Source organism: Desulforhopalus sp. (genome assembly GCA_030247675.1).
Classification (GTDB): Bacteria; Desulfobacterota; Desulfobulbia; order Desulfobulbales; family Desulfocapsaceae; genus Desulforhopalus_A.
On sequence record JAOTRX010000003.1, the window covers coordinates 512809 to 525885 of the forward strand.

The 13077-nt window shown below is 56.5% G+C and carries 9 protein-coding genes and 1 tRNA gene; 4 read left to right on the top strand and 6 right to left on the bottom strand.

Annotation, left to right across the window (positions count from 1 at the left end; genetic code table 11):
• Window positions 1-5 precede the first annotated feature (5 nt).
• From OEL83_09455 to OEL83_09475, 5 genes are all read right to left on the bottom strand, one after another.
• On the bottom strand, window positions 6-971 hold the full coding sequence (locus tag OEL83_09455) for an ABC transporter substrate-binding protein (GenBank protein MDK9707265.1): 966 nt from the start codon (window positions 969-971) through the stop codon (window positions 6-8).
• Between the two features lie 300 nt (window positions 972-1271).
• Window positions 1272-1348 (bottom strand) — tRNA-Met (locus OEL83_09460).
• Between the two features lie 43 nt (window positions 1349-1391).
• Window positions 1392-1850, bottom strand: a complete 459-nt coding sequence (locus tag OEL83_09465) for an acyl-CoA thioesterase (protein MDK9707266.1) — start codon at window positions 1848-1850, stop codon at window positions 1392-1394.
• On the bottom strand, window positions 1843-3063 hold the full coding sequence (locus OEL83_09470) for a cofactor-independent phosphoglycerate mutase (protein ID MDK9707267.1): 1221 nt from the start codon (window positions 3061-3063) through the stop codon (window positions 1843-1845). The genes OEL83_09465 and OEL83_09470 overlap by 8 nt, the downstream gene beginning before the upstream one ends.
• Before the next feature lie 7 nt (window positions 3064-3070).
• Window positions 3071-4375 (bottom strand): homoserine dehydrogenase, encoded by a 1305-nt coding sequence (locus OEL83_09475; GenBank protein ID MDK9707268.1) that lies wholly within the window; start codon window positions 4373-4375, stop codon window positions 3071-3073.
• Between the two features lie 632 nt (window positions 4376-5007).
• Here OEL83_09475 and OEL83_09480 point away from each other — a divergent pair.
• From OEL83_09480 to OEL83_09490, 3 genes are all read left to right on the top strand, one after another.
• On the top strand, window positions 5008-5688 hold the full coding sequence (locus tag OEL83_09480) for an adenylate kinase (GenBank protein MDK9707269.1): 681 nt from the start codon (window positions 5008-5010) through the stop codon (window positions 5686-5688).
• 174 nt (window positions 5689-5862) lie between these two features.
• Window positions 5863-7407, top strand: a complete 1545-nt coding sequence (cobA, locus tag OEL83_09485) for a uroporphyrinogen-III C-methyltransferase (GenBank protein ID MDK9707270.1) — start codon at window positions 5863-5865, stop codon at window positions 7405-7407.
• On the top strand, window positions 7391-7792 hold the full coding sequence (locus OEL83_09490) for a cereblon family protein (GenBank protein ID MDK9707271.1): 402 nt from the start codon (window positions 7391-7393) through the stop codon (window positions 7790-7792). Before cobA ends, OEL83_09490 begins: the two co-directional genes overlap by 17 nt.
• Before the next feature lie 39 nt (window positions 7793-7831).
• On the opposite strand, the gene OEL83_09495 is transcribed toward OEL83_09490, so the two are convergent.
• Window positions 7832-12025, bottom strand: a complete 4194-nt coding sequence (locus tag OEL83_09495; GenBank protein ID MDK9707272.1) for a DEAD/DEAH box helicase — start codon at window positions 12023-12025, stop codon at window positions 7832-7834.
• 322 nt (window positions 12026-12347) lie between these two features.
• On the opposite strand from OEL83_09495, the gene OEL83_09500 reads away from it, so the two are divergent.
• Window positions 12348-13067 (top strand): recombinase family protein, encoded by a 720-nt coding sequence (locus OEL83_09500; protein ID MDK9707273.1) that lies wholly within the window; start codon window positions 12348-12350, stop codon window positions 13065-13067.
• Window positions 13068-13077 lie beyond the last annotated feature (10 nt).

Here is a 13077-nt window from a genome sequence, read left to right on the forward strand (position 1 = left end):
AATGATCAGCGTGCCGAGGGAAGAAAGGAACCATCCAGGGTCTGATGGAGATCGGGGGCGGTGGTGGCGTCTCCCATGCCCATAATGAAGTCGATTTGCAGGTCTCCAATATGATGCAGGGAGGTGGGACTGTCATCAAAGGTGAATGCCGTGTGATTATCCCGCAGTGAGAACTGTCGACAGCCCTGCAGGCTGATGTCCTCCGTCTTCAGGCCGGTGATCCGGGCAATGCTTGCCGCTGCTTCCTGCGGGTTGCTTTTCCAGAACTCGACGGCCTCGAACCAGGCACGTAAAAAAGCCCGGATATCATTTGGCCGCTGCTCGGCCAACCGCCCCTGAAAGGCCACCACATCAGGCACCATTCCCGGGGTGTCGGCGGTAGTGAAGAGGATCCGATGACCCTTGTCCACCGCCCTTGCCAGGTAGGGATCCCAGGTATAACCGGCCTGGATCTTGTCCGGCATCTGTTCGAGAATGGTCTCCGGTTCGACGTGTATGAAGGTCACGTCGGCCTTGGACAAGCCGTTACGGCGGAGCATGGTGGTGACGACGAATTCACTGCCGGTCAGTCCTCCCTGGATGCCTATCCGTTTTCCAGCCAGATCACGGGGGTTTGCGATAGTTGACAAGGCTACCAGACCCTCGGCGCCATCGGAGGTATCGGTGACCAGGACCACCTTCAAACCCGGGGTGTTGATCTTGAGAAGTTCGTACAGGCCACCGAACCCGCCGTCAATGATGCCCGCGGCGAAATCGCTGAAGATGTTGGTATAGCTGGTGTAAAGAATCGGTTTGATTTTCAGGCCATGTTTGGTGAAGAGGCCCCTGTCCTGGGCAATGGCCATCGGGTACCAGCCCGGCCAGAGATACCATCCGACCCTGATCTCCGGTTTGCTTGTGTCCGGTGGCGGTTCAGGGGCGCAGGCGGAGACGGTGAGGAGAAGAAGCAGTGCGCAGATAGTTCGATTCATATGCCTCATGAAAAGAAAGTGAGACGGTGTTTTCGAAGATCCTTCCCGGGTTGTCTCTCTGTGCTCTGGAGACGCGGGGTTTAATTAATCGTATCATTGCGTTTACCGAGGATGCAAGTTTTTAAGGGATGTATTCTGGTTTGGTTTCGGCTGCGTGCATTGATTTTTCAGGGTATATCGGCCAGTTTTTTTGCCGCCGAGGGCTCTTCCTCGGCTCTTCCTCAAAGAAAGGGGATGGAAAAATCCCAGCCATAAAAAAAAGGAGTTAAGCCACACTGGCTTAACTCCTTGAATTTTTCTTGGTAGCGGGGACAGGATTTGAACCTGTGACCTTCGGGTTATGAGCCCGACGAGCTACCAGACTGCTCCACCCCGCGACAGGAGGGCTTAATATACACCCAATAATTTTTCTGTCAATGATTATTCCAGGTTATTGTTGGTGGCCTCGAGATGAGTGGCGAACGAAGCGATTTTACTAAGTATTTCTTCCGGCAAGCGGGTCAGCCGGCCGTCCCGGGTGACGGCGGCGTGCACGGTATAGCCCTTCACCAGGAGCCGCGGCCGGGCCAGGTCCTCCTCCCGGCGGAGGATTTTGTAGGAGAACCGGCACTTTAGGCTGGATACCTCGGTGACCGTCGTTTCGATGGTCAGCAGGTCGTCGTAGAAGGCCGGGGACTTGAAGCGCGACCAGCATTCGATGACCGGCAGGACAAAGCCGAGTTTCTCGATATCGCGGTAGGAACAGACCCACGCCCGCATCAGTTCCGTTCTGCCGATCTCGAAGTAGCGGAGATAGTTGGCATTGTATACTACTCCGCCGGCGTCGGTATCACCGTAGAGGACCCGTGCCGTGGTGGTGAAGACGGCTTCGTTACTCATGGCGCAGGAGCTTGTCGATCAGTTTGTGGCCGGCGTTCAATCTGTTGCCGACCGTCGCATCGTACTCAATGCAGGACTTCTCGGAGAACGGCAGTCCCGAGCCCGGCTGCAATTCACGGGAGTCGTAGAGCAGGGTGGGTACCGGATCGGAGACATGGGTGCGCAGGGCCAGCGGAGTGAAGTGGTCCATGGTGACGACCACCCGGAAGTCCTCGTGGCGGGCCCTGAGGTCGGTAATTATCGGCCGGACGATACGCCGGTCGAAGTCTTCTATGGCGGTCATCTTGTTGGTAAGCGAGCCCTGGTGGCCGGACTCGTCCGGGGCCTCCAGGTGGACGAAGACGAAGTCGCCGGTCTTCAGGGCATCGATTGCCGCCTGGGCCTTGCCTTCGTAATTGGTGTCGATGTAGCCGGTGGCACCGGGGACGTTGATGACCTCAAGGCCACCGACCACGCCCAATCCCTTCAGGAGATCAACGGCACTGATCATGCTGCCGCTGATGCCGAATCGCTCCGGCAGGGTCGGCACGCTGGGCATCTTGCCTTCACCCCATAGCCAGATCTGCGTCGCCGGATTCTTGCCGGCCGCAATCCGGGCCAGGTTGACCGGATGGTCGGCGAGCAGCTTGCCGGTTTTGTCGAGAAGCTCCCGCCAGGCGGGCTGGGCGAGATAGTCCTGCCAGAAGGCGGTGACCTCTTTTTCGATATGGTCATGGGGCGGTACGGTGATAAAGCCGGGGTGTTCCCCCTTGAAGACCACGAGGTGGCGGTAGCTGACGCCCGGTTTGAAGTGAAAGGCCGCCGTGGCACAGGTAGCCTCAAGATCGGCGATCAGGGCGTGCGCCTCCTGGTTGCTGATATGCCCGGCGCAGAAATCGCGCATGGTCATCTTCTCGCCATCGCCCTCGTCAAGGGTCACCAGGTTGCAGCGGAAGGCGGTCTCGTCGGGTGCCAGGCGAATGTTCATGGCCGCTGCCTCAAGCGGGGCGCGGCCGGTGTAATAGGCGGCCGGGTCATAGCCCATCAGCGACATATTGGCAACATCGCTGCCCGGCGGGAAGCCGTCCGGAACGGTGTGGGTCAGGAAGAACTCGCCTTTCGCGCACAGTTCGTCGATCATCGGGATGTTGGCGGCCTCAAGCGGCGTTTTGCCGGCCAGTTCGGCAACTGGGTAATCGCCCATGCCGTCGCCGATTAGAATGAGATATTTCATGGCAGGCCTATTCCGGATTGATGATACGGATCTTGACGGTTGGGGCGCTGCAGACCGGAAGGGCGTCGATCTCGGCCAGGGCCTTGACCACCGCGTCCTCTTCGGCCATATGGGTTCTAAAGACGATAAAGACCGGTTCGTCGGCGTCGCGGCCGTCCTGCATCACCGACTGGATGGAGATGCCGTATTTGCCGAGGATGCCGGTGATTATTGACAATACGCCCGGTCGATCAAGCGCTGTGACGCGGAAGTAATAGGGGCACACCAGCCGGCTCATCGGGGTGATGGTCGGTTTGCCGATGTGTTCCGGCAGATAGGATAAGGCTGGTACCCGGTTGATGCTGCCACTGGCGATGTTTCTGCCGATATCAACGACATCGGCGGCAACGGCGCTGCCGGTCGGCATCATCCCGGCGCCGGCACCGTAGAGCAGGACGTCGCCGACGGTATCACCCTGGAACTGGATGCCGTTGAAGGCCCCGTTGATGGTGGCCAGCATATGGTTTTCCGGTACCATGGTCGGATGAACCCGTGCCTCAACGCTATCGCCGTGGTTGCGGCTGATTGCCAGCAATTTGATGCGAAAGCCGAATTTTTTGGCAAAACGGATATCGATCGGCTCGATGCTTGAGATGCCTTCAACGGTAATGTCATCCAATTGGACACTCTTGCCGTAGGCGATGGTCATGAGGATCGCCAGCTTGTGGGCGGTATCGATCCCTTCGACGTCGTAGGTCGGATCGGCCTCGGCGTAACCGAGATCCTGGGCCTCTTTCAGTACCTCTGCGAAAGGGGTGCCGTGGTTGGTCATCTGCGACAGGATGTAATTGGCGGTGCCGTTCATGATGCCCTCGATGCCGAGGATGCGGTTGGCCACCAGCCCTTCCTTCAGGGCCTTGATTACCGGGATGCCGCCACCGACGCTTGCCTCAAACCCGACCTCGACATTTTTTGCCGCGGCGGCCTTGAAGATCTCCTGGCCGTGCACGGAGAGCAGGGCCTTGTTGGCGGTGACGACATGTTTGCCGCCTGCTATCGCCTGGAGAATAAAGCGTTTTGCCGGTTCCATGCCGCCGATCAGTTCGACGACGATATCGATGTTCGGATCGTTCAGGATATCGGCAGCGTCATTGGTGAGCCTGGTATCGCTGAACTCCTGCGGCAGGGCGGTCTCGCTGAGATCGGCAATGGTGCTGATAATAAAGGAGGTGCCGGTCTTCTTGGCCAGGCGTTCCTTCTGATTGAGAAGGGCATATGCCAGCCCCTTGCCGACGGTACCGAAGCCGATTATGCCAACATGTATTTCTTTCATAATTTTAAATAGGTAGGAATGATTTGTTCTGCCGTTTGGGGGGATCTCCGTCGCGCCGTTACGGTCCTTGGGGGGCGAGGGCGGTTGTCTTTGCTCGTCACTCATCGGTTCGTAACCGATTGGTCTGTCGACTGCTGTTACTGCCAGGATTTTCATACACCACAAGGGCATAAGCTTCGTATGAGCGGGCGAGCTGCTCAATTCAGCGAGGGCCTTGCGGGGGTTGATCTTTCTGAAAGTAACCGCTTTCCCGGTGAAAGTCAAAATCTTACCGGAGATATTTTTATGGCCCGAAGATCTGTTTTGGTCTATAGTAACTGGCTTGTTATGCGCTTGGCGGGGCAATGTTTCGGTGATGATGCAATCCCGGGGAAGCGTCGCTGTCGCCTGGAGCAGATGCTTTCATCCCATCCCTTTCGAGGGTAAGATTCCTTGTGGATTGTTGGGGTTGGTAATTGCAAAAACACGCAGATTTTTATCGGTGATCAATCTATAAATGTTGAAGGAATCTTGCCCTCTGCGAGGATAAGGTTCTTGGTGGTTTATTGGGGTTAGCAGTTGCAGAAACACATCGATTTTTATTGGAAATTTGTTTGTTAAACGTTGAAAGAACCTTAAAGGAGAAAACACTCATGGGTAAAAACATCTTGGTTTTCGGGCCTAATGGCAGCGGTAAAGGTACACAAGGCGCTATCGTCCAGAAGAAATACAATATTCCCCATATCGAGTCCGGGGCAATCTTCCGGGAGCATATTGTCGGCGGTACCGAGCTTGGCAAGAAGGCCAAAGCCTTTATCGATAAGGGTGACCTGGTACCGGATGATATCACCATCCCGATGATGGTATCCCGCCTGCAGAAGCCCGATTGCAAAGACGGCTGGATCCTCGACGGCTTTCCCCGCTCCAAAGATCAGGCTATTACCCTGGCGGAAACCTTGAAGAAAGAGGGCCTGGCCCTTGATTACGTCATCGAGATCGTTCTTGATCGTGAGATCGCCAAGGAGCGCATCATGGGCCGTCGTCTCTGTGTCAACGACAACAATCATCCCAACCATATCGCCTTTGAGGCCATCAAGCCGGTGGAAAAAGACGGCAAGCTGGTTTGCCGGGTATGTGGCGGTGATCTGAAGACCCGTGCCGATGATCAGGATGTCGAGGCCATCAGCAAGCGTCACGGCATCTACTATGATGACAAAACCGGCACCATGGCGGCGGTCAACTACTTCAAGAATATTGATGGACCGAAGGTCATCTCCGTCGATGGCTCGATCTCCATCAAAGAGGTTACCGAAGCAATCATGAGTAAGCTCTAAGAATCGTCATGGTTGCGCGGAGCTGATTTTCACCGTATTCCGGTGGTAAAGGGCCTTCCCATATCCTGGGAAAGCCCTTTTTGTCTTTAAGTTACAAGGAGTTGGCGAGTCTCTGCTGCGGTTGTTGCCGAAAGTGGAGACGTGTTGATTTGCCCTATGGAAGAAAAAACGAACATGAAGAAAATCGGAAAGGTTTATCTGGTTGGCGCCGGTCCGGGAGACCCTGGGCTTATTACCGTTCGCGGCAAGAGCCTCTTGGAGAGGGCCGAAGTCGTCGTCTATGACTATCTGGCCAGCAAAAAGCTGCTGAAACACGTTCCGGCCACGGCCGAATTGGTCTATGTCGGCAAGAAAGGTGGGGTGCAGCATACCCATACCCAGGAAGAGATCAACCAGATGCTGGTCGACCATGCCCAGCGCGGCAAGATGGTGGTCCGCTTGAAGGGTGGCGATCCCTTTATCTTCGGACGGGGAGGTGAGGAGGTGCAGCAGCTGTTTGCCGCCGGGGTCCCCTTCGAAGTCGTGCCGGGGGTAACCTCCGCCACCGCCGCGGCCACCTACGCCGGCATTCCCATTACCCATCGCGACTACACCGCCTCGGTCGCCTTCCTGACCGGTCATGAAGACCCCACCAAGGAAACCTCGGGGATCAATTGGCAGAAACTGGCCACCGGAGTTGGCACCCTGGTAATCTATATGGGGATCAAGAATCTGCCGACGATTGTTGCCAATATGATCAAATACGGCCGCGACCCGAAGACCCCGGTGGCCGTGGTCCGCTGGGCTTCCACCCCGGAGCAGCGCTCGGTGGTCGGTACTCTCGAAACCATCGCCCAGGTGGTGAAGGACGCCGGCATCAAGCCGCCATCGCTGATCATAATCGGCGAGGTTGTGAGCCTGCGCAGCACCATCGATTGGTATGAAAAGCGGCCGCTTTTCGGCAGGAAGATCATCGTAACCAGGACCCGTGAGCAGGCAAGTGATCTGGTTGCCGGGCTGGAGGAGTTCGGTGCCAATTGCTTTGAATATTCGACGATCAATATCCAGCCAGTGGATTCCTACGAGATCCTCGACGAAGAATTGGAGCGGATCAATGAGTATCACTGGATTATCTTCACCTCGCTGAACGGGGTGAAATATTTCTTCGAACGTCTGTACAGCAAGGGCCTTGATGCCCGCAATCTGAAAGGGCCGGAGATTGCCGTGGTTGGCAAAAGCACTGCCGATCTGCTCCTGCAATACGGCGTGCATGCCGATCTTATTCCCAGTGTCTTCACCGGCGAGGGTCTGGCCGAGAGCCTGCTTGATCAGGGGGTGGAAGGGCGGAATATCCTTATTCCTCGTGCCCTGCAGGGCCGGGAGTTGTTGCCGGAGACCCTGCGTGGCGCCGGTGCCCAGGTAACGGTTGCCCCGGTGTACCAGAACTGTCCGGCCGAAGGTGATAAGGAGTCTCTACGAGCGGAGCTTGCCTTGGGCAAGATCGATATGGTGACCTTCACCAGCTCTTCCACCGTTCGCAACTTCCTGGCCATGCTCGACGGAGTGGATCAGGATGAATTGAACAGGCTGCTGGCCAATGTGAAAATTGCCGCAATCGGGCCGATTACCGCCAAGACCGTTACCGATTCCGGTCTGCGGGTCGATGTTCAGCCGGAGCAGCATACCATTCCAGCGATGATTGAAGCGATAGTCGATTACTATCATGGAGCTGGGAAATAACAGTTTACTTCTCCTGCGCGGCGATGAGCCGAGGCATGGCCCGCCTGTCGTCAAAACACAGCGGCAGCGGGCCACGGCGGCGATGGAGGCTATTCGTTGCCGGGCCTGCGGGGCCGTGGTGACCGGCCGGGATCAGAAGATCCTGGTAAACGGTTGCCATGCCCACACCTTCTTTAATCCGGCGGGGATCATCTTTGAGCTGGGGTGTTTTCAGAAGGCCCCTGGCTGCCTGGCGGTTGGACCGTCCTCCGGCGAATTCACCTGGTTTGCCGGCCATGTCTGGCGGGTTACCCTGTGCCGCCGTTGTCAGGCCCATCTGGGGTGGTTGTTCCTCTCCGGGGACAACAGCTTCTTCGGCCTGATTCTTAGCAAGCTCCAGGAGTAGTCCCTTCGTCGTCGCCGTTTCTCCGGCGTTCTTTTCTTGTCAGTTGCCTTTGATCAGGTCGAGCAGATCTTCCGAACTCATTTTTGCACTTATATCGCTGCCTTCGAGAAGGCTTCCGGCGAGATCGCGCTTGTCCTGGTGCAGTTTAACGATCTTTTCTTCGATAGTGCCCTTGCAAACCAGCCGGTAGATGGTCACCGGCCGGGTCTGGCCGATGCGGTGAGCCCGGTCGGAGGCCTGGTCTTCAATGGCCGGGTTCCACCAGGGGTCCATATGGATGACATAGTCGGCGGCGGTAAGGTTGAGCCCCAAACCTCCGGCCTTGAGACTGATAAGAAAGAGATCGCCGATACCGGCCTGGAAGGCGTCAACATTGATCTTCCGCTGCTTGGCACTGGTGCTGCCATCAAGATACTGATAGCTGATCTTCTGCGCGTCGAGGTACTCGCGAATGAAGTTGAGGTGGCCGATGAACTGGCTGAACACCAGGGCCTTATGGCGGCTGGCAAGCAGCTCTTCGATGATCGAGGCGAAGACCTTCAGCTTGGCGCTGCCGGCGGAGCTGTTCGGATCGATAAGACGGGGGTTGCAGCACGCCTGGCGGAGGCGCATGATCTCGGTGAGGATCTGCAGGTGCCGGCCTTTCTTGTCCCTGGCCCCTTCGAGGATGTCGATGGCGTTCTGGCGCAGGGCCTCGTAAAAATGGGCCTCTTCCGGGCTCATCTCAACATCGAGGGTCACCTCGGTGCGGGACGGCAGTTCTTCCAGAACCTGGGACTTGATCCGCCTGAGGATAAAGGGCCGGATGAGTTTCTTCAGTTTCATCTTGGCGTCACGGTCCTGGAAGCGTTCAATGGGGATGGCGTAGCGTTCGTTGAAATTGTTCAAACTGCCGAGAAGGCCCGGGTTGATGAAGTGAAAGAGATTCCACAGTTCGCCGAGATGGTTTTCAATCGGTGTACCGGTGGTAATCAGTTTAAATTGCGCCTGCAGCGACATTGCCGCCTGCGACCGTTTGGTTGCCGAGTTTTTGATGGCCTGGGCCTCATCGAGAATAACCGCCTGCCATTTGATCGAGGAGAGGAGCTCGGTTTCCTGCTGGAGGAGGGTGTAGGTGGTGATCAGCAGATCAAATTTTCCAAGATCCCTGATGCTTTTTTCCCGGTCCTTGCCGGTGAAGAATTTCACGCTGATGGTCGGGGTGAAGCGGTGGACCTCCGATTGCCAGTTGGTTGACACCGAGGTTGGGGCAACCACCAGGGACGGGCCTTCCGAGGCGAGGCTGAGGATCACTGCCAGGGATTGCAGGGTCTTGCCAAGCCCCATGTCATCGGCCAGGCAACCGCCGACCCCCCAGCGGGCGAGCCTAGCCAGCCACTCATAGCCCTCCCGTTGGTAGACGCGCAGCTCGGCCTGCAGGGTTGATGGCACCTCGGGTTTGAAATTCTGGGCGTCGTGGATCCTCTGCAGTTGTCCCTGCCAGCCGTGGTCGGCATCGGTTTGTACCAGATCTGTCAGTTTTTCCAGCTGGATGGCGGCGAGCGGATGAACCAGCACCTCGCTATCGTCTTCATCGCCCTGGCCGTTGGTGTAGAGATTGATATCCTCCAGGCGTTTGCGGAATTCCTGGGTCAAGGCGATGAATTGTCCGTCGCCGATCTCGACGAAGCGGCCGGGGGAACTCTTCAGTTTGGCCAGTAGATCCTTCAGCTCAATGACCTGACCCTGATCAAGGGTGAGCTGGCCGCTCATGGCGAACCAGTTCTGGCGATTGGTACGGATCTTCAGGTTGAGATGCTCCAGGGACACCTTCTGGGTAATGGTCAGCTTTTCCCCTTCCGGCCATTCGATGACTACCTTATCGCGGATGGCCTGGAGTTCCATAAGGGTCTGCAGGCAGTCGTCGGGGTCGTAGAGATGCCATTCCCGGTCGTTTTCCTGCTCCATGTCCATCGCCAGGTCGAGGATTGGGCACATCTCTTCGATATCCCGCGCCTTCTCCTCTTCGAGGGCAAGGTTGCGGCGGGTCTGCAGGCGCCGGCCGTTGACCTCGGCCATGATGTTTTCCACACCTTGGCCTGGCTTGAGGTAGTGGCCGCCCTCGACAAAGGGCTTGACGAACATCTCCAGGCGAAATCCGGTGCCGTAGGGGATGAGGTGCATGTAGATCGTCGAATCGGCCTCGACGAAGGTGATATTGTTGGTCTTCCTGCTGCTGCTGTCGGCGGCGATGGCCGAATGGACGGTCATGAAGGAGGAGATATTGCCGATGGCGGTCAATACCTGCTCGCTTGCCGACTTGGGGACGGTTATGCCGTCCTTGCCGGTGATCTGGGCGATGCGGCGATGGTTGTCATTGATGTTGATGATCTTGACCCGGGTGGGAGTTTCCTTCTGGAAATTGATGTTGTCGGTGGTGATCGGGTGGGCAAAGCAGATATGGAGAAATTCGCCGCGTTCCTCGACCAGGAGTTCCGGTTCGCCGGCGACGAACTCCACCGGGGTCATCGGCGATTCCGCCAGGTACAGGTGCGGATGACCGATCATTGCCGGCAGAACCTTGTCGATGTTCAGAGCAAAGCTGAAACTCTGGTTTTCCTGGTTGTGGATTTTTTTGATCGCCGCGCAGATCTTCCGGTCCTGGGCGGAGAGAAAGGTCAGTTTGCTTGCCTGGTGCAGCCGTGCCAGGGCGATTGGCCGGCCGCGGCTCCAGTCCCCTTCCGGGGTCATTTTTTGTTCGCGGGGGGAAATGCTGATTTTCTTGCCCTCAAAAGAGACCATCCAGATCAGCCGGGTTGTCTGCCTCTGCTGATCATGCTCCTGGGCCGTTGCCTGGATAAGGGCCTGGAGGGTACGTTTCCAGGGCTCCTCAGGTTCGAGGATCGGCAAGAGAGGGACGATACCGGTGGTTTCGCGCAAGACCTTGGTTGTTTCCAGGTAGTCCGGGTTATCGTGATGGATCGTTGCCAGTATCTCGCCGAGCAGGAGGGTGAAGAGGTGATAGTCGCTTAGGCTGCCTTTGCGGTAGAAACTGATGATTTCTTCTTCGACATCCGGGTCGACGGCGCTGTTCAGCCAATATTGGCAGATACCGGTGAAAATAACCGTGAAGACGTGCTGCCGAGGGGTTTCGGGCAAGGTCAGCGCTTCGTTTAAGGTATTCTTGTTGATTTGCGAGTCGATCACCACGGCAAGGGCGTTGTAAGCATCGTTCTCCCGGGCCTTCGGGAACAGGGATACAGCGATGGCGATATTGCTGGCGATGGCGGCATAGCCCTCGCGGCTGGTGATATTTAAACTGGCGAGGATGTAAAACAGGCCAGGCGGGCCGAAGAAGGCGACATTCTCACCGGCACTGAATTTCTTAAGAAACTGCAGATCTTCCTGAAAGGCTGCCAGGGCGCCCTGGCTGTCACCGCGGAGAAAGCGGAGGGTACCTCCGGCCCCGGTACCCCTGAAGGATTCACTGTGGGCATCGATAAAGGCCCTAGCCTCGGTAAGTTTGCCGCGAAACAGCAGCTCATTGAAGAGAAGTCTGCGAAAGGGGAGGAGCTCGTCCTCGGTCAGTGCGGCAAATTCATGCTCTGACGAAAGGTAGGCAATGATTTCCGGGAAGTCGGTGAGGGTGTCCTGGCCGTATTGCAGGACATTGCCGAGCAGGTAAAACTGAAAGGAGGTGGACAGTGAACGGAACCAATCCGGGTCAAAAGGCCTGGTCAGTATACGCACGGCGGGTGGTGGGTCGGCTGCAAGATCCCGGCATTGAGCGGCAATAAACTCAGTAGCCTCGTCGATCAGATCAAACTGTTGGGTGTAGATGCCGATGCGCATCTCGCGAATGCCTCGCCAACACCTGGTTGTCCATTTGCCATAATAATAGGTCACCGGTGCCTCGGTTTGGATGGCCTTGGCATAGGCGGCATAGGTTCCCTCGCGGACGGCAATCTTGCTGAGGACCTCGACGATGTCCTCATGGCATTGCCGGTCTTTGGTCAAAAGACCCAATTGCTCGAATTTGTTAAAATAGTGGGCAAGATTTGCCGCGGTTGGTTTGTTGCCGCGGGGGTTCTTGAGATCGAGCTGGCGCAGGCAGTTGACTATGAGGGTTGAATGTGCCGGCTCATAGACGACGGAGAGAAATTGCAGCAGGGCCTGTTCGAAAGGCGAGAGCTTTTGGTACTGTTCAAGAAGATTGGGAGGTGTTTGCATGTAGAGTAGTGTAGTCCGGGACACAAAACCTCCGGAGAATGGCATTCGGTTTTTCAGTGTAAGACGCGAAGGGAACCAGGCAATATATCACTGTCTGGTCCGGATGAGAACCAAAAACTGTAAATAAAGTGGTCCTGACACGTTGGGATGCACCGAAAATATCCAAATATTCAAGGTGATAAAGCAAGATGCGGAAATCATCTGCCATATTGCACGGGATTGTTAGTGAGGGGTTTGCTATAATGATCAATTCTTGCAGACTTGGCCATCAGGCAGAGACAAATATTGGCAAGATGCATGTGGCAGATGGTATTTCTCGATTTTCGAAAATACGGAGAGAGGGAGGATGAAGGTATTCGGTTATATCTTTCTAGCAGAAGACAAAAACCACCTGGTTCCGGCAGCCGAACAGCAAGCCGTCCTAGAGGCATATGCCAGGAATCTCAATCGGCCCTTTTTCGAGATTTTTGTTGAAGAAGCAACGCCGATGAAGAGGCCCTTCAAAGATCGTTCGGCAGGGAGCAGGGTGCTGAAGAGCTGCGGTCCGGGCGACGCGATACTGGTCATGAGAACCGAGTGGGTGATGAGTTCCGCAGGCGAAGGGGAAAGTCTTCTACGCTTTTTGGCAGGCAAGGACATTGCTCTGCACTGTATCGATCTGGGTGGCAATATCAGTTTGCCGGAGAAGCGCCGGCTGATGGTCTCCGAGGGACCTGCCACCGTGGTCGGCAAACTGCTTGCCGCTCTTGCCGTCAGCGAGACCAGCAGGCATGGCCAGGCGATCCGCAGGGCCAAAAAAAACCGGAAAGCGCAGGGAAAGTATCTTGGCGGCCCGGTACCCTTTGGTTGGGAAGTGAGCGCGGATGGGCATCTCGTGCCCTACGAGCCGCAACAGGAGGTGATCCGGTCGATTGTCGATATGCGCCGGAACCGGTGGTCATACCGGGAGATTTCGCAGAAACTCAGGGATGAACAGAAGGTTCGCCTCTCGCATGAGGGGGTGCGGCGACTCCTCAGCAGTATTGGTGGAAAGGCCGGCCGGGGAGGCAAAGGGGATTCCGGATGAAGGCAGTCCC